At 64.9% G+C, this 17,794-nt stretch carries 15 protein-coding genes; 11 read left to right on the top strand and 4 right to left on the bottom strand.

Annotated features, from left to right (window positions below; all coding sequences use genetic code 11):
- Position 1: 1 nt before the first annotated feature.
- Positions 2 to 2,284 (bottom strand): FdhF/YdeP family oxidoreductase, encoded by a 2,283-nt coding sequence (locus tag QX048_RS07630; RefSeq protein WP_315827571.1) that lies wholly within the window; start codon positions 2,282 to 2,284, stop codon positions 2 to 4.
- Between the two features lie 283 nt (positions 2,285 to 2,567).
- On the bottom strand, positions 2,568 to 3,128 hold the full coding sequence (locus QX048_RS07625) for a type 1 glutamine amidotransferase domain-containing protein (RefSeq protein ID WP_315711823.1): 561 nt from the start codon (positions 3,126 to 3,128) through the stop codon (positions 2,568 to 2,570).
- On the opposite strand from QX048_RS07625, the gene QX048_RS07620 reads away from it, so the two are divergent.
- The 3 genes from QX048_RS07620 to QX048_RS07610 all read left to right on the top strand — a co-directional run bounded on the left by QX048_RS07620 (position 3,118) and on the right by QX048_RS07610 (position 4,702).
- Positions 3,118 to 3,651 carry a hypothetical protein gene (locus QX048_RS07620; protein WP_315827570.1) on the top strand — a complete coding sequence of 178 codons (534 nt, stop codon included), beginning with the start codon at positions 3,118 to 3,120 and terminating at the stop codon, positions 3,649 to 3,651. The genes QX048_RS07625 and QX048_RS07620 overlap by 11 nt on opposite strands.
- Positions 3,652 to 4,091: 440 nt before the next feature.
- Positions 4,092 to 4,283: a DUF3072 domain-containing protein gene (locus tag QX048_RS07615; protein WP_315827569.1), complete on the top strand. Its 192-nt coding sequence runs from the start codon at positions 4,092 to 4,094 to the stop codon at positions 4,281 to 4,283.
- Positions 4,284 to 4,414: 131 nt separating this feature from the next.
- The gene (locus QX048_RS07610; RefSeq protein ID WP_315827568.1) at positions 4,415 to 4,702 is read left to right on the top strand and encodes a hypothetical protein; all 288 of its coding nucleotides are present in this window, start codon (positions 4,415 to 4,417) and stop codon (positions 4,700 to 4,702) included.
- Between the two features lie 14 nt (positions 4,703 to 4,716).
- Here QX048_RS07610 and QX048_RS07605 read toward each other — a convergent pair whose 3' ends face one another.
- Entirely contained in the window at positions 4,717 to 6,084 is a 1,368-nt protein-coding gene (locus QX048_RS07605; protein ID WP_315827567.1) for a glycoside hydrolase family 3 N-terminal domain-containing protein, read from the bottom strand.
- A gap of 213 nt (positions 6,085 to 6,297) precedes the next feature.
- Here QX048_RS07605 and QX048_RS07600 point away from each other — a divergent pair, with 213 nt between their 5' ends.
- The 7 genes from QX048_RS07600 (at position 6,298) to QX048_RS07570 (ending at position 15,461) form a co-directional block, all read left to right on the top strand.
- Positions 6,298 to 7,776: a DUF4173 domain-containing protein gene (locus QX048_RS07600; protein WP_315827566.1), complete on the top strand. Its 1,479-nt coding sequence runs from the start codon at positions 6,298 to 6,300 to the stop codon at positions 7,774 to 7,776.
- Positions 7,777 to 7,799: 23 nt separating this feature from the next.
- Complete coding sequence (locus QX048_RS07595) at positions 7,800 to 8,501, top strand: response regulator transcription factor (protein ID WP_315827565.1); 702 nt, start codon at positions 7,800 to 7,802, stop codon at positions 8,499 to 8,501.
- The gene (locus QX048_RS07590; protein ID WP_315827564.1) at positions 8,498 to 10,099 is read left to right on the top strand and encodes an ATP-binding protein; all 1,602 of its coding nucleotides are present in this window, start codon (positions 8,498 to 8,500) and stop codon (positions 10,097 to 10,099) included. The genes QX048_RS07595 and QX048_RS07590 overlap by 4 nt, the downstream gene beginning before the upstream one ends.
- Before the next feature lie 285 nt (positions 10,100 to 10,384).
- Positions 10,385 to 12,001, top strand: coding sequence for an ABC transporter substrate-binding protein (locus tag QX048_RS07585; RefSeq protein ID WP_315827563.1), 1,617 nt, complete (start codon positions 10,385 to 10,387; stop codon positions 11,999 to 12,001).
- Positions 12,002 to 12,025: 24 nt separating this feature from the next.
- Positions 12,026 to 13,003, top strand: coding sequence for an ABC transporter permease (locus QX048_RS07580; RefSeq protein ID WP_315827562.1), 978 nt, complete (start codon positions 12,026 to 12,028; stop codon positions 13,001 to 13,003).
- Positions 13,004 to 13,005: 2 nt separating this feature from the next.
- Positions 13,006 to 13,836, top strand: coding sequence for an ABC transporter permease (locus tag QX048_RS07575; protein WP_315711810.1), 831 nt, complete (start codon positions 13,006 to 13,008; stop codon positions 13,834 to 13,836).
- Positions 13,833 to 15,461, top strand: coding sequence for an ABC transporter ATP-binding protein (locus QX048_RS07570; RefSeq protein ID WP_315827561.1), 1,629 nt, complete (start codon positions 13,833 to 13,835; stop codon positions 15,459 to 15,461). The genes QX048_RS07575 and QX048_RS07570 overlap by 4 nt, the downstream gene beginning before the upstream one ends.
- Here QX048_RS07570 and QX048_RS07565 read toward each other — a convergent pair.
- Positions 15,458 to 16,768, bottom strand: coding sequence for an FAD-binding oxidoreductase (locus QX048_RS07565; protein WP_315827560.1), 1,311 nt, complete (start codon positions 16,766 to 16,768; stop codon positions 15,458 to 15,460). The two genes, QX048_RS07570 and QX048_RS07565, sit on opposite strands and share 4 nt — an antisense overlap.
- Before the next feature lie 150 nt (positions 16,769 to 16,918).
- Here QX048_RS07565 and QX048_RS07560 point away from each other — a divergent pair, with 150 nt between their 5' ends.
- Entirely contained in the window at positions 16,919 to 17,776 is an 858-nt protein-coding gene (locus tag QX048_RS07560; protein ID WP_315711806.1) for a VOC family protein, read from the top strand.
- Positions 17,777 to 17,794: the final 18 nt, after the last annotated feature.

Raw genomic sequence — 17,794 nt, 5'->3', positions numbered from 1 at the left:
CTCAGGCCATGTCGCGCGAGATCCGGACCGGGATCGACTTGGCGGCGGGCACCTTGCTCCCTTCCGCGTAGTGCCATAGCGGAATCAATCCGTTGCATTCGGGGTAGTAGGCCGCCACGCTGTAGCGCGGAATGTCGAACGCCACTGCCTGGAGCCCGCCCAGCGAGCGCTCCACGCCGTCATCGGCCTCGGTCGAGAGCCGAACCGGCTCGCCCTGCTTGATGCCCAGATCAGCCATGTCGCTCGCGTTCATGAAGACGATCTGACGGCCACCGGTGACGCCGCGAAACCGGTCGTCCTCGTTGTAGATGGTGGTGTTGAACTGGCCGTCGGCGCGCAAGGTCATCAGCTGGTACACGCCATTGCCTTCCTCCGGCGGATTGAGCGCCGCCTTGGGCACGGTGAAGTTCGCCTTGCCGGTCGGGGTCTTCCATTTGCGTTCGCGGGCACCAAGCGGCCGCGGAAAGCCGCCGGGCTCAAACAGGCGCTTGTTGAAGTCTTTGAACTGCTCGGGGTAGGTCCGCTCGATCGCGTCTCTGACGCGCGCGTAGTCGCCCACCCAGGCATCCCAATCGACGCGCGGGTTTGGCTTCAGGGTGGCCTTGGCGAGACCGGCGACAATGGCTGGTTCCGACAACAGGGTCTCTGCGACGGGTTGGCGCTGCCCGCGCGAGCCGTGAATGCAGGTGGTGGAGTCCTCCATCGAGACCGCCTGATCTCCCCCTGCCTGCCGATCGATTTCGATGCGGCCGAGGCACGGCAGCAGATACGTCACCTCGCCTGGCACGATGTGGCTGCGATTGAGCTTGGTTGCGATCTGCACCGACAGCCGCAGCTTCGACCACGCCGGCTCCATCAGCGAGCGTTCAGGGACGGCGCGCAGGAAGTTGCCGCCGAGACTGACGAAGCCCTTAACGTCGCCCTTGATGATGCCTTGGCAGGCATCGACCGTGCTGAGACCGTCCCAACGCGGCGGCTCGAACGAATAGAGCTCGGCAAGCTTGTCGAGCGGCACCAACTTGGTCTTCTCGGAGATGCCGACGGTGCGTTGCCCCTGAACGTTGGAATGGCCACGAACCGGCGAGATGCCGGCCCCCGGCTTTCCGATGTTGCCGCGTAACAGCAGCAGGTTGACAATCATCTTGGCGGTTTCGACGCCATGCCGATGCTGGGTAATTCCCATCCCATAATTGGCGATCACGGCGTGAGAGGCTGCGTAGACCTTGGCAGCCTCCAGAAGAGCGGCACGTTCGAGGCCGGAGGAGCGCTCAATATCGCTCCACGACGCCTGCCGGCAGAAGGTCGCAAAAGCCGCGAAGCCGGACGTGTGCTGCTCGATGAAGGCGACATCGAGCACACGCGGGCCCTTCGTGGCGACCGCCGCGTCATCCGCCTCAATGACCGCCTTGCACAACCCGAGCAGCGCCGCCCCGTCTCCGCCGACGCGCAACTGATGGTATTGCGTGCTAATCCGCGTCCCACCGGTGAGCACCATCTGAATCGGGCTCTGCGGATCAGTGAAGCGCTCCAGTCCCCGCTCACGCAGCGGGTTGAAGGTGATGATGGGTACGCCGCGTTGCGCCGCCCGCTGCAACGGATGCAGCATGCGCGGCGAGTTTGTCGTCGTGTTCTGGCCGAAGAAGAATATGCAATTCGCTTTGTCGAAATCCTCCAGCAGCACCGTGCCGACGGGCACACCGATCACCTCCGGCAGCGCCACCGACGTCGACTCGTGGCACATGTTGGAGCTGTCGGGAAAATTGTTGGTGCCGTACATGCGGCCGAAAAGCTGATACATGTAGCTCGTCTCGAGCGAGGCTCGGCCCGACGTGTACATGACGACCGAGCGTGGATCGAGCCTGTTCAACTCTGCCCCGATGTCGCGAAGGGCCTCGTCCCAGCTCACGGCAACATAGCGATCCGCCGCAGCGTCATAGCGCATGGGATGAGCAAGACGCCCCTGCTCTTCGAGCTGATGATCCGACCAGGACCGCAATTCTGTCAGACTGTGCCGAGCAAAGAACCCCGGTCCGACTGTCTTGCCGGTGATTTCCCACGCGGTCGCCTTGGCGCCATTCTCGCAGAATTCGAAAGGGTGCGGCTTTGCCGGCTTGGCCCAGGAGCAGCTGACGCACATGAAGCCGCCTGGCTTGTTCTGTTTCAGCAGGATCTCGCTGCCTAGCAGGGTCACCTCCTCCTGCGTCAGGATGCTGGCGACCGCGTGCACCGAACCCCATCCGCCGGCCGGAGCCCTGTAGTCCTGGATTTTTGCTTTCTCGCTCACGACGCTCTCCGCGGCCTGTTCAAAAGCGGCAAACCCGGGATGAGCAGCGAAGTTCCGATTCCTCACGAACGTTGCGAGGCTTCGTCGAAATCCCGCGGGCGAAGGTCCGCGCTAGGAATTGGGAACGACCCGGCCCGCCGCGAGTCATTTCCATGCCTCTGGCGGCTTTCCCCCATCTCGCTGGAGGCACTCCGTGTGGACTGCGGCCCAGCGTTCGACCCCTCGGGCGCTGGGCCCGTCCCACTGAGGTAGCCGGGTTTTCTCCCGGCTTCCGATCTCAGCATCAAGCCGCGCTGCGCTTGAGATGGCGGCCTTCCTTGACCTCTTCGATGATCTTGGCGCTGAAGGCTTCCAGATCTCCGGGATTGCGCGAGGTGATCACGCCCTGATCGACCACGACCTCCGCGTCCTGCCAATGCGCGCCGGCATTGGCAACGTCCGTCTTGATCGATTTGTAGGACGTCATCTTTCGCCCCTTGGCAATTCCGGTCTCGATCAGGAGCCACGGCGCATGACAGACCGCCGCAACGATCTTCTTGGCTTCAAAGATCTCCTTGATGAACCGCAGCGCCTTCGGCTCGAGCCGCAGCAGATCCGGATTGATCTGACCGCCCGGCAGCACGACGGCGTCGTAGTCCGAAGCAGACGCCTGGTCCAACGTCTTGTCGACCTTGACGGTCCGTCCCCAGTCCTTCTCATCCCAGCCCTTGATCTCGCCCGGCGCGAGCGAGATGATCTCGACGGTCGCGCCCGCCTGCTTGAGACGATCGCGCGGCACTTCGAGCTCGGATTGCTCGAACCCGTTGGTTGCGAGGATCGCGATCTTCTTTCCCTTGATATCCATTGAACTCTCCTGGCCATTCGACACCGCCGGCAACCTCGCGCTGGCCTCCATGTTCCGCCTGGCAGGCCGGGCGGATCGTCACAACTGGTCGATCGGGTCAGCGCTCGCCTGGGTGGAACCAGCCTGCCTATGGCGCCGTTTGTTTGGACGTCCCTGCCTTGAATGGATGGGCGGCGTCGAGCGGCACGGCATCGCTGCATCGGCGGATCGCAATCTGGAGGCGCTCGTGCCCTACGCATTGTTTGAGAATGACGAACAGATGACCCGCCCGTTTCGCACCGAGCGCGAGGTCTGGGAGGCCGCGGAACAGGCCGATCTCATCACGCTCGGCACGCATGGCGAGAAAATCCTCGACAACAATTTCGAGATCAAATCATGCGAGGCCACACCGGAAGAACTCACCGCCGCGCCGCCGGACATCGTATTGCCCGAAGCTCACACGCCCGATGCTGAGCGAGGGAGCCGGACTACCGACCAATCTTTCTCCTCACCGGCCAAATTGAAGATGCAGACGTCCTCGTGACCAGGCGCAGGTTGGCCTTTGCGGCTCTGGTGATCGTCGGCCATGTCGGTTCCAGGCCTGATCATCGGACTACGGACGAGCGGCGGATCGCTCGGCCTTATCGCCAGCGTCTCATGCGCGCCGGGCGCCGCGCTGCTTGCGAGGCAGTCGGCTCGCTTCCTCCAGCTTGAGCCGCTCCCGCTGTTGCCGCAGCCGGTCAAGCGTCTCCAGCAGGTGGTGCAAAAGCACTTCGGCGGCCGCCGTCGAGGCCCGAGCTCGCCGTAGCTGCACGATTTCACGGCGCTGCCGCCCGACCCGGAGACGCATACGGTCGATTTCGGCTCGAACCACACATAGATCGCGCATGAAGCACCCGAGCAGGAGCAGGATTGTACAATAGAACAAAATAGGAACACATTGCAAGCTTCCCCGTTGAAGCCGGGCAACAACGGGAGATCCCCATGGCCGAACAGCTGCAGAAAGATCCCGAGGACTGGGTGTCCGGAGCCGATCCGATGACGGATGCCCAAGCTTCCTACTTGAGAACGCTCAGCGAGCAGGCTGGCCGGTCCGATCCCGCGCGAGCGGAGATGACGAAGGCTGAAGCGTCCGAACTGATTGATGAGATGAGACGCGCCGCAGGGTTGGATTGAACCGGACATATTCGACTCACCAGGACGATGGGCCGGCAGATCGGTATTCCAATGTTGGCGATGCCGGTCCGAAGCTGTCGCGAATCAGAAATCGGTCGTTTAGTCTCCGCGGCATTTCGCGGGAGTCCACCATGGTTGCGGACAGTGACAGCAAGGTTGCCTGGCATCGCGCCCAGCTCAAAAAGAATCGCGCGACGTTGAAACAGATCGAGACGGCGCGGTTCACGGTGGGCGAGATCGCCGATGCGAAGGCGCTCGAACAGACCAAGCGGCAGGTTGCGGAACTCCAGGTCAAGATCCGCGAATCCGAGCACCTCATCGCTCAGCACGACAAGCAGACGCGACGCCCGCTGGCGACCGACCTGCGAAGCCTCTCGAATGTCGCTTGGCGCAACTGGACCGGCAATGGCCCGCGCTGAGGGCTCGCTGCCATTCAGTCCACGATCTTCTGATGCACGCCTCCAGGCCGTTGCATAACCGTAGACACATTCGACGGCTGTGATTTGCCAACCGTCGGCGCCCAGCGCTTCAGCCGTTCATCGCTCCTGCTGATTGCATCGAGGTCGATGCGTCCTTCCGCCAGAGCCTCCTTGGCGCAGGCGAGCGCGCGGTGGAACTGGGTGCCGTCATAGGCCACCAGCAACAGATCGGCGCCGCCGTTGAGAGCCTCCACGACCGCTTTGCAGAGGTCGCGGCCGTAGATCGCCCCCATCACGAGATCATCCGTCACGATCACGCCCTGATAGTTCCAGCGGCCGCGAATGAGTCCCTCAAGCACGGCTTTGGAATGTGAGGCAGGCCGCTCTGGATCGATCGCATCGACCGTCACGTGACCGACCATCATTGCCGCGTGCGAGCCCTGCAGCACCTGTCGGAACGGCCGCCAATCCGACCGTTCCAAGACATCTGCCGGCGTGCCGAGCTGTGCCGAGAAATGATGCGTATCGGCTGCGACGCGCCCCAGACCAGGGAAATGCTTGACGGCCGCGCGGACACCGCTTGCTTCCAGGCCACGGACGTAACCGAGCGCAATGTCGCCAACCACCGCGGGATCGTTGGAGATCGCGCGGCGGCCGATCAAGGTGTGGAAGTCCAGTCGGTTGCGTGTCCAGCTCGGGCGAAGGTCGACGACCGGAGCCAAATTGAAGGTGATGCCGGCAGCCGCGAGAGCCTCACCTTGGGCGCGCCCCATCGCGAACGCATCCTGCGCGCGCCGCGAGGCCGGCAGATCGGCCAGCGTTGCGAGGCCGGGCATGTTCGGCAGGGTCGGAGACAGGTGTGCGACGGCGCCTCCCTCCTGATCCGCCGCAACCAGCAGAGGTGGCAGCCCGGCACTCCGGCGCGCGTCCTGCAATCGCGCCATCTCGGCGCGCAGCTGAGGCTCGGTCCGGCCGCGGATGTTGTGGTGTGTCACATAGACGCCCGCGATCAACCCCTGTCGGGCCAACGCGGCTGCGTCATCGACGGCCGTGTAACCGACGATGAAATGTCGGCCGAGCAGATGCGCCACGTCGGGGGGCGTCCGGAACGTCTCGTACTTGCGCCAGGCAAACGTGAACTGCGTCGACGTCAGCATGATCAGCGGAACGCACCATGCTACGACCAGAGCGCGTCCGGCGGCCCCCCGCCGCCACCGACCGCCGAGCATCAGCAGCAGCGGAACGGCAAGCCCGATGAGGAGCAGGGCTGCGTGGCCGCTGCCCCGCAGCCGAACCAGATAGGGCTCGTTGCTGTTCAGCGTGACGAAAATGAAGAGCAGAGCAAGGATCCAGAGGACCGCGGTCCTGATACGTCCGAGCATGTGTGCAGCCGATCATCCCAGGGGAAAGACGGCCATTGCGTAACAATCACAGTTCCCCCGCGCCAGATGCGGATTCGCGTCTGCACGAAATCTGCAAACAAATCCTGAAATGCTGCAGATCCCCTCGTGAGCTGCTGCATGGGCAGGCGTCATGCTTGGCTCATCGGCTTGTGCCTCCCGGCCCGAACGATGACCCAAACCAAGGATTCCTCCATGACGACTCTCGCCGAGCCGACGGCTGCGCCCGTCGCACCCGATTTGATGTGGCTCAAATTCGCCATCACTGCCGGTCTCGTCGGCCTCGCCGACACGCTGCTCTACAACGGCCGGCCGATCGGCCTGGCATTCCCGCTGTTTTTCGCCGCGCTCGCCGCAGCGAGCATTCTCGCCAATCTTGCCAAGACCGATCGAAACCGTCTGGTCGGAGCTGCAGTTCTCTTCGTTGCCGGCCTGGCTCCCGCCATCGAGGAGCTGAACCTGCTTTCTTTTCCTGTCCTGCTGCTCACGACGCTGTCGGCTATCACGCTGGCGACCAACCGATCCGCGCGCGGCTTCCGGCTTCCGCTGACCGCCGCGCGGCAGTTGCTCCTGATCGGGCCGTTTCGACTGATACCTGATGCGATCGTGACGCTGCGCACGAACATGATCACGCGAACTCTCGTTGTCTGGAGCATCCCGCTGGCACTCGGCTGCGTGTTCTTGGCTCTGTTCGCAGCAGCCAATCCGGTCATTGAGCGGTGGTTCGCCGTCCTCAGTCCCGAGCGCGTCGCCTCCCAACTCACGATGGGGCACGCGATCTTCTGGCTCGTGACGTTGTCCATGGTCTGGCCATTCGTCAACCTTCGCTGGCGCGAGCGGACCAAGACCTCGAGCCCACCGATCGAAAGCGAGCCCGATCAGCCGTCAATCCTGACGACCGTGCTCGGCCCTGAAACCGTGATCCGGGCGCTGATCCTGTTCAACATCCTGTTTGCCCTCCAGACGGCGCTCGACGGCGCATATCTGTGGGGACATGCTGCGCTTCCGGACGGCATGACCTATGCGACCTATGCGCACCGAGGCGCCTACCCCTTGATCGTCACGGCGCTGCTCGCGGCTGCCTTCGTCATCGTCGCCGTCCGCTCCGAGACCACGGCAAACGAGTCGCGACTGGTCCGGCCGCTGGTCTATCTCTGGGTGGCTCAGAACGTGATGCTGGTCGTGTCCTCGATTCAACGGCTTCACATGTATATCGAGACTTATGCTCTGACCTATTGGCGAATCGCGGCCCTGATATGGATGATCCTGGTTGCGATCGGCCTGATCCTCATCGTGCTCAGGATCGCTCTCGACAAGTCCAACGCATGGCTCATCCGTATGAACCTGCTGGTGCTCTCGGCGACCATCTACGGCTGTGCGCTGATCAATTTCGACCGGCCGATCGCAGACTTCAATGTCTCCCATAGTCGTGAGGCGGGACAGAGCGGCCCTCTCATCGACGGCTCCTATCTCGTCTGGCTCGGGCCCGAGGCACTGCCGGCCATCGAGCGGGCGATGCTGTTGCGACCGACGGACCGAGGGCTGGCCAGCGACCGTGATCGGCTCCTTGAGCAACAGGAAAGCAGCATGGCGTCCTGGCGATCCTGGAGTTTTCGCGGCTGGCGCCTGCAGCGCTATCTCGATACACATCCTGTGTCGCAGAAACCAAGCTGATGCCTCGCCGCGGAGTAAAGCTCGTGTCTCCCCGAATCCTCATCGTCGACGATGACCCGCATATCCGCGAAGTCCTGCGCGTGGCCTTGAGCAAGGCCGGCATGGCGGTGAGGGAAGCCGCCGACGGCCGCGCCGCGCTGGCCAGGGTCACCGAAGACCGTCCGGACCTGATCGTGCTCGACGTCGGCATGCCGGAGTTCGACGGCCTCGAGGTCTGCCGGCGCATTCGCCGGACCTCGCAAGTGCCGATCCTGTTCCTGTCGGCCCGCGACGAGGAGATCGACCGCATTCTCGGGCTCGAGATCGGCGGCGACGACTACGTGACAAAGCCGTTCAGTCCGCGCGAGCTGGTCGCCCGCGTCAACGTCATTCTCCGCCGGGTCGCGAACGGCGGAGGTGATCGCTCGGCCGAGCCGGAGAAGCTCGTCCATGGCCGGCTCCGGCTCGACCCGCAGCAGCACCTGGCCCGTTTCGGTGACATGCCGCTGACGCTCACCGCGCTGGAGTTCAGCATCCTGCGCACGCTGATGACGCGTCCTGCGGTCGTGTTCAGCCGCGAGCAGATCATGGCCGCCGCCTATCAGCTCAACATTCAGGTCTCCGACCGAACGATCGACAGCCACATCCGCAACATCAGAGCGAAGCTCGCAGCCGCGCATTGCGAGGACGCGATCGAGACGGTCCATGGCGTGGGCTTCCGGCTCGGCCGCTGCGGCACCCCATGATCGCGCCCAAGCCCAAGGCAAAATGGCGGCCGTCGCTGGGACAGATCGTCTTTGGCGTGCTGGCGCTGGTCGGCACCTTGCCGCTCGTCGGGCTGTTCTTCTTTCGCATCTATGACAACCAGCTGATCCGCCAGACACAGGCGGAACTGATCGCGCAGAGCCGTGTCCTCGCGGCGGTCTTCGCCGAGGAGGTTTCCGCGCGCCTTGCCACCGGCGTTCCGCTCGGCGCCGAGATCCCGCCCGAGTCACGTCCGGATGCGTCCGACGAAGTGACGCCCATTCGCCCCCTGCTCGATCTTCTGGCCAACGATCTTTTCGTCCGCCGCCCGGACGCCCGCGACGCGGTCCATCCTGCGGATCCGGCCTACGTCGCGATCGGCACGCGGCTGCTGCCGATCGTCAGGGAGACGCAGAAGGTCACCTTGGCCGGGTATCGCGTGCTCGACCCCCAGGGGGTCGTGATCGCCGGCCGCGATGAGATGGGCAAATCACTCGCTCATATCGACGAGGTGGCTGCCGCCCTGAAGGGACGCTACAGCGCCGCGCTCCGCATTCGCATTCCGGACAAGGCCCCGCCACCGATCTATTCGATCAGCCGCGGCGTCGGCGTCCATGTGTTCTCGGCCATGCCCGTGATCGTCGACGATCACGTTGCCGGGGTCATCTATACCTCGCGCACGCCCCGCAACATCTTCGAGCATCTCTATCAGGAGCGCGGCAAGTTCATCGCTGCCGGCTCCACCATTGTCCTCACGACGCTGCTGGTCGGCCTCGTCGTGGCACGCACGATCACACGGCCGATGCGCGAGCTGGTCGATCGCGCCGGCAGGATCGGACGCAACGATCCCGCGGGTTTCCGTCCGCTTGCCCATTTCGGCACCCGCGACTTCGCGGAGCTCGCCGAGCACTTCTTCGCCATGGCCGAGCAACTGGCGCAACGCTCCAACTACATCAGGAGCTTTTCCGCGCATCTGACGCACGAGCTCAAATCGCCGCTGACCTCGATCAAGGGCGCAGCCGAGCTGCTGCTCGACTCCCTGGCCAGCCCTTCCGAGACCTTGACACGCGCCGAGCAGGAGAAATTCCTCACCAACATCCTTGGCGACGCCGACCGGCTCGCGGCGCTGGCCCAACGCTTGCGCGAGCTGGCACGGGCGGAGACGGTGTCGACGGTCGAGGCCGGTAGCATAGCCGAGGCCGTCGGCACGCTGCGAGTGCGTTTCCCCTCGACTGTCATCGAGACGTCCGGGCCGGTCGAGCGCAGCACCGCGCTCCCGAACGAGACCGTGCTGATCGTGCTCACGCATCTCGTCGACAACGCCGTCCGGCATGGCGCCCGGCGCATCCGCCTCGAGGCCGAGGAGAGCAAAGAGATGCTGATCGTCATCGCCAGCAATGACGGCGATCCGATCTCGCCGGAGAACCGCGACCGCATCTTCGATGCCTTCTTCACGACCCGACGCGACAGCGGCGGTACCGGCATGGGGCTGGCGATCGTGCGCGCCATCCTGGCAAGCCATGGCGGCGAGATCTCGCTGGGGCCGGGCGACAAAGGTGTCGCGTTCGAGCTGCGGCTGCCGATCGAAGGCGCCCCATGACGTCGATCTGAGATAGCGCAGTCTATTGGCGCCGCGTCAGAGTTGCCTCCGGTCGTTCGTGGCAGCCGGCAATCCCCACCTCAGTCAAGTCCCTGTCGGCGATTATCTTCTCCCAATCGTTCGTATACGAGCAATGTATGCCACGGTGCCGCCGGCTGCATGGGCCGGCCGAGAATGCCGCAGAACTGCATGGCAATTCGCAAATGACTTGGACCCGCGATCCGCGTAATCTTCGCCGCGATTGCGCCATCGGCCAGCGTCCCGCTTGGCCTTCGGGAGACCTTGATGAATTCGAGCCGTTTCGAGATCAGCCGCCGGACCGCCCTCCTTACCTCCGCTGCCATCGCCGCGAACGTGGTCAATCCACTCCGCGCCTTCGCCGAGGAGACGCCGCGCAAGGGTGGCGTGTTCAACGTTCACTACGGCGCCGAGCAGCGCCAGCTCAACCCGAGCCTCCAGGCTTCGACCGGCGTCTACATCATCGGCGGCAAGATCCAGGAGAACCTCGTCGACCTCGATGCCAACGGCCAGCCGGTCGGCGTACTTGCCGAGAGCTGGGAGGCGACGCCGGACGGCAAGACCGTCACTTTCAAGCTGCGCAAGGGCATCACCTGGCATGACGGCAAGCCGTTCACGTCGGAGGACGTTGCCTTCACCGCGATGAACATGTGGAAGAAGATCCTGAACTACGGATCGACCCTGCAGTTGTTCCTGACTGCGGTTGACACGCCAGACCCGCAAACCGCGATCTTCCGCTACGAGCGGCCGATGCCGCTCAACCTGCTGCTGCGCGCCCTGCCCGATCTCGGCTACGTCTCGGCCAAGCACATCTACGAGAGCGGCGACATCAGGCAGAACCCCGCGAACCTCGCCCCCATTGGCACTGGTCCGTTCAAATTCGTGAAGTACGAACGCGGCCAGTATATCATCGCCGAGCGCAATGCCGACTACTGGCGGCCGAACGCGCCCTATCTCGACCGCATCGTGTGGAAGGTGATCACTGACCGTGCGGCTGCGGCTGCGCAAATGGAGGCAGGTGAGCTGCACTACAGCCCGTTCTCGGGCCTGACCATCTCCGACATGGCGCGGCTCGGCAAGGATAAGCGTTTCATCGTCTCGACCAAAGGCAATGAGGGCAACGCGCGCACCAATACGCTCGAGTTCAACGTCCGCCGCAAGGAGCTGGCGGACGTGAAGGTCCGCCGCGCCATCGCGCACGCGATCAACGTTCCCTTCTTCATCGAGAACTTCCTCGGCGATTTCGCCAAGCTGGGCACCGGTCCGATCCCGTCGACCTCGACCGACTTCTACCCCGGCGCCAATACGCCGCAATATCCCTACGACAAGGCCAAGTCGGCGGCGCTCCTGGACGAGGCCGGCTACAAGCCCGGCGCCGGCGGCACCCGCTTCTCGCTGCGGCTGCTGCCCGCGCCATGGGGGGAGGACATCTCGCTGTGGGCGACCTTCCTCCAGCAGTCGCTGGGCGAGGTCGGCATCGCGATCGAGATCGTGCGCAACGATGGCGGCGGCTTCCTCAAGCAGGTCTATGACGAGCACGCCTTCGATCTCGCGACCGGCTGGCACCAGTACCGCAACGACCCCGCGGTTTCGACCACGGTCTGGTATCGCTCCGGCCAGCCCAAGGGCGCGCCGTGGACCAATCAGTGGGGTTGGGACGATGCCAAGATCGACAAGATCATCGATGACGCGGCGACCGAGGTCGATCCGGCCAAGCGCAAGGCGCTCTACGCAGATTTCGTGCGCGAGGCCAATACCGAGCTGCCGGTGTGGATGCCGATCGAGCAGATCTTCGTCACCGTGATCACGGCCAAGGCGCGCAACCACTCGAACACGCCGCGCTGGGGATCGTCGAGCTGGCACGATCTGTGGCTTTCCGCCTGAGCCGGAATCCGTCAGGATAAGGCCATGCGCATCTTGAGCCTTGCGGGGCGGCGGCTCGCCGCCTCGATCCCCACCCTGTTCCTGATCCTGATCGGCGTCTTCCTCCTGCTGCAGCTCGCGCCGGGCGATACGGTCGACGCGATGATGGCCCAGATGGGCGGCGGCGATGCGGCGACCGCCCGTGAGCTGCGCCGCTTCTACGGGCTGGATCTGTCGGTCCCGATGCAGCTCGCCAACTACCTGTGGCGGCTGGTGCGTCTCGATCTCGGCTTCTCCGCGATCTACGGCAAGCCGGTCGCCGCCGTGATCCTGGAGCGGCTGCCGCCGACCCTGCTGCTGATGACCTCCGCTCTCTCCTTTGCGTTCTTCTTCGGCCTCGTGTTCGGCGTGATCGCGGCGCGCGGCGTCAATCGCTGGCCGGATACGCTGATCTCGACGGTCGGCCTGATCTTCTACGCCACGCCCTCGTTCTGGTTCGGCCTGATGGCCATCGTGGTGTTCTCGATCTATCTGCAATGGCTGCCCGCGGGCGGCTTCGAGGACATCGGCGCCGTCAGCACCGGGATCTGGCGCGTGCTCGACGTTGCGAGCCATCTGGTGCTGCCGTCGCTGACGCTCGGCCTGATCTTCCTGGCCATCTATCTGCGCATCATGCGCGCATCCATGCTCGAGGTCCTGAACCTCGATTTCGTCCGCACCGCGCGTGCCAAGGGCCTCGACGAGACCCGCATCATCACCCGCCACGTGTTGCGCAACGCGCTGCTGCCGATGGTGACGCTGATCGGACTCCAGGCCGGAACGATGCTCGGCGGCTCGGTCGTGGTGGAGACGGTATTCTCGCTGCCCGGCCTTGGGCGCCTCGCCTATGAATCGGTGGTCCAGCGCGATCTCAACACGCTGCTCGGAATCGTCTTCGTCTCCGCGCTGCTGGTGATCCTGGTCAACTTCGTCACCGACCTGCTCTACGCGCGGCTCGATCCGCGCATCACGGCGGAGGGCTGAACATGGACGCCGCGAAGCGCTACTTCCGCAGTCCGGCTGCGGTGCTGGGCCTGATCCTGCTGCTGATCGTCGTAGGCATGGCGATCAGCGCCGGCTATCTGTATCCGCGCGATCCGCTCGCCCTCGCCGGCCGGCCGCTGATCTGGCCGTTCGCCAATCCACGTTTTCTACTCGGCACCGACAATTCCGGCCGCGATATCGCCGCCCAGATCTTTCACGGCGCCCGCATCTCGCTCCTGATCGGCGGCGTCGCCACGTTCATTGCCGTGGCGATCGGAATCATGGTCGGCGCGCTCGCCGGCTACTACGGCGGGTGGGTCGACAACATCCTGATGCGCATCACCGAGGCCTTCCAGACACTGCCGAATTTCGTGCTGCTGCTGGTGCTGGTCGCGGTGTTCGGCTCGACCTTGACGACGGTCACGATCGCCGTCGGCATCGTCTCATGGCCGGCGCCGGCGCGGTTGACGCGGGCTGAGTTCCTCTCGCTGCGCAGCCGCGAATTCGTCCAGGCAGGCCGCACTCTCGGCATGCGCGACACCCAGCTGATGCTGGGCGAGATCCTGCCCAACGCGCTGCCGCCGGTGATCGTCTATGCCGGCGTCGTGATGGCGGTTGCGATCCTTCTGGAGAGTGCACTCGCCTTCCTGCGGCTGTCCGACGCCAACGTCGCCTCCTGGGGCAATCTGATCGGCCTGGGACGCGATGTGCTGCGCGTGCAGTGGTACGTATCGGCGATCCCCGGTGTTGCCATCCTCATCACCGTGCTTGCGGTGTCGCTGGTCGGCCAGGGCCTCAACGATGCACTGAACCCCCGGCTGAAGCAGCGATGAGTCCAGCCAAGCCCGTTCTGACCGTCGACCGCCTCAGCGTACGTCTGCCGAAAGGCGCCGACCGCATGCATGCGATCTCGGAGGTCTCGCTTTCGATCGCCGAAAACGAGATCGTCTGCATCGTCGGCGAGTCCGGCTCCGGCAAGTCGATGATGGCCAACACGATCATGCGGCTGCTGCCGGACGGCGTGACCACCGACGGCGGCCGCATCCTGTTTGCCGGCCACGACCTCTGCACCGCCACGGCGGCCGAGATGCGCCGCATCCGCGGCGCCGAAATCGCGATGGTGTTCCAGGAGCCGATGACCGCGCTCAATCCATTGCGCACGATCGGCGACCAGATCGGCGAGGTCCTGGACATCCATACCGATCTGTCGAAAGTCGAGATCAAATCGCGCGTGCTGTCGCTGCTCTCGGACGTCAACATTCCCGATCCGCCGCGCGCGGCGAAGGCCTATCCGCACGAGTTGTCCGGCGGACAACGCCAGCGCGCAATGATCGCCATGGCCTTGGCGCTCGATCCGAAGCTGCTGATCGCCGACGAGCCGACGACGGCGCTCGACGTCACGACGCAGGCCCAGATCCTCAAGCTCATCCGCGAGCTGCAGCAGAGGCGCAAGACTGCGGTGCTGTTCATCACGCATGATTTCGGGGTCGTCGCCGAGATCGCCGACCGCGTCGTCGTGATGCAACATGGCAGCGTCGTCGAACAGGGCGCGGCGGCGGATGTCCTACAACGGCCGCAGCATGACTACACCAGGCAACTGATCGCCGCGGTACCGCCGGTAGCAGCGCCCCCGGCACGCAAGCTGTCGGACCGGATGATCCTCACCATCTCCGGTGTCTCGAAGACATATCGCACCGGCGGCTTCCTCGGCCGCGGCGAGCGCGTCACCCATGCGGTCAGGGACGTCTCGCTCGCGCTGCCAAAGGGCGCGACGCTCGGCATCGTCGGCGAGTCGGGCTCCGGCAAATCCACTCTCGCCCGCTGCATCATTCGCCTGATCGATCCCGACGCAGGAACGATCCTGCTCGACGGTGAGGACTGGGCGCGCCTCTCTCGCAGCGAGGTCAGAAACCGGACCCAGCAGATGCAGATGGTGTTTCAGGACCCGTTCGCCTCGCTGAACCCGCGGCGCAAGGCGGTCGATCTGGTGGCGCAGGGACCTATCGTGCACGGCACCTCGCGAGAGCAGGCGCTGACGGAGGCGCGCGAGCTGTTCAGCCTGGTGGGGCTCGACCCGTCGGCCGCCGATCGCTTCCCGCATGAGTTCTCCGGAGGTCAGCGTCAGCGCATCGGGCTGGCGCGCGCGCTGGCACTGAAGCCCAAGGTGCTGGTCGCGGACGAACCGGTGTCCGCGCTCGACGTCTCCGTTCAGGCGCAGGTGTTGAAGCTGCTGATCAGCCTGCGCGAGCGCCTCGACCTGTCGATCATCTTCATCACGCACGACCTGCGCGTCGCAGCCCAGATCTGCGATCTGGTCGCGGTCATGAAGGACGGCGTGGTCGTCGAGCATGGACCCACGCACGACGTGTTCGGCAACCCGCAGCATCCGTATACGCAGGCTCTGCTCGAGGCCATTCCGGGCGGCGACTTCGCCCGGATCGAACATCCCACGTCTTAGCCGATCTCACGCGCGTCGCGATATCGGTACAAGAGCAGCATCAGCGGCGCGAACGGACGCAGCAGGGCGTGCGCGGGAATGGTGACCGGTTCCGTGAACGGCAGCGCCAGCTCGTTCGCCGACACGCCGCGCACCGCTTTCGCAAGCTCCGCACCGAGGGGGATCGTGAGCGCGACCGCGCGGCCGTTGCAGCCGGTCCAGCCATAGGCATCAGGACCGAGGCGATGAATCCGCGGCATGTAGTCCGTGGTCATGCCGACATAGCCGTTCCAGACATAGTCGAACCTGACCTCGCCGATCTGCGGCCACAGGCGCTGCAGGCGTTCGGCGACCCGCGCCTTCAGCCGCTCGGCCTTGTTGCCGGGGCCGATCACGGCGCCGCCGGTGACCAGTCGGTTGCGGGCGTCGTAGCGCGCAAAATAGAGTTCGCCATGGGTATCGGACATCGCCTGCCGCGCCGGGATGACGGTCTTGCGGACATTGTCCGACAGCGGCTGCGTCGCCATCTGCCACGACAGCACGGGCATCACCTCGTGCGCGATATCCGGTGCGAGCGCCTTGGAGAACTCGCCGCTATAGGCATTGCTCGCCAGCACCAGCGCGCGCGCCGACAGCTCCCCCCGTGCGGTGCGCACGATCCAGCGATCCCCCCGCCGGGCGAAGTCGATGACCGGTGAGCGCGCATAGATCCGGCCGCCCAGGCTCAGCACCGTCCGCGCCAAGCCACGCGCCAGCGCGAGCGGATTGATGTGGCCGCCGGTCTTGTTCCAGAAGCCGCCATGCCAGGCGTCCGAGCCGAGCATGTCTCGCGCCTGATCGCGCGACAGCAGCTCGACCGGCGCACCGAACTTCGACCACTGCTTGAACCTGCGCTCGGCGATCTTGATGCGGCCGGGCGTATGCACCGGCTGGACCCAGCCGGCCTGTTCATGCTCGGCGTCGATGTTGTACCGTCTCACGGTATCGAACAGATTGGACGCGCTGTCGCGCAACATCGCCACGAAGCGCTCGCCCGCGGCGCCATGACGCGCGACGAGGTCGTCCGGATCGGGACGTGACAGCGTCGGAATGACCTGACCGTTGTTCCGGCCGGATGCGCCCCAGCCGGGCTCCATCGCCTCGACGATGGCGACGTCCGTCCCAGCTTCGCGCAGATGCAGCGCCGTCGACAGCCCCGTGAAGCCGCCGCCGATGATGACCACGTCGGCCTGCACACTGCCCTGAAGCTCGGACAGGTCGGGTCCAGCCGGGGTCTGCGCCGCCCAAAGGGATGGCGGCCATTGAACGGAATCTGTGGTGGTGCTCATCGCGGACAGCTCATCCTTGCTGGTCGACCGCCCTGCCGGAGATCGATCTTGCCTTGCGCCCAGCGCCCCGCAGCGCCGGTTGCGGCGCATGGGTCGATTGGGCATAGTTCGGCCACCAATATGCCAAGTTCGCTGCAAGGAGACAAACGCGTGGCCCTCAAGAATGTCATCGGTATCGATCACGCGGTCGTCGTGGTGAAGGATCTCGACGCCGCGGCGGAGACCTGGAAGCGGCTGGGTTTTACGCTGTCTCCGCGCGGCACGCACAGTGCCAAGATGGGATCCGGCAACTACACCATCATGCTCGATCCTGACTACATCGAGTTGCTCGGCATCCTCGCCGAGACCGATCACAACGTTCCAACCCGCAATTTCCTTGCCCAGCGCGGCGAAGGCATCGAGCGCATCGCCTTCACGGCGATCGATTCCGCGGCCGGCGCCGAGGAAATCCGCGCGAAAGGTTTTGAGCCGATTGGTCCCATCGACTTCGAGCGTCCGGTGCCCCTGCCCGACGGCAGCATCTCGGCAGCGAAATTCCGCGTGTTTCAATGGCCCGTCGCGGAGGCTCCGGGCGGCCTGCGCATCTTCGCCTGCCAGCACAAGACGCGCGAAACGGTGTGGATCCCGGAACTGATGCGCCATGCCAACGCCGCCAAGCAACTGAAGCAGGCGCTGATCGTGACGCCGGATCCGGCCAAGGACGCGGCTCACCTGTCGCGCCTGATCGATCGCGACGGCCGGGACGAAGCCGACGGCGCCGTGACCGTCACCTCGGGCGGTGACCGCGCCGATTTCGTATTCCTGACCAGGGACCAGCTCGCAGCGCGCTATCCGGGTGTGTCGCTTGCCGGCCTGCCGGAGCGAGGCGGCGCAGGCCTGGTGCTGGCCTCACACGATCTGACCGCCACCGAAAAGGCTCTGGGCGCGGCAGCGGTGCGCAGTGGCGCGAGCCTGATCGTTCCGCCCGCGTCGGCCACCGGCACTCTGCTCGCTTTCATGGCCGGCTGAGCGCCGGACTGCGGCCGC

This window comes from Bradyrhizobium sp. SZCCHNS30572, from assembly GCF_032484415.1.
Classification (GTDB): domain Bacteria; phylum Pseudomonadota; class Alphaproteobacteria; order Rhizobiales; family Xanthobacteraceae; genus Bradyrhizobium.
This window is presented reverse-complemented; position numbering and strand designations above follow the sequence as displayed.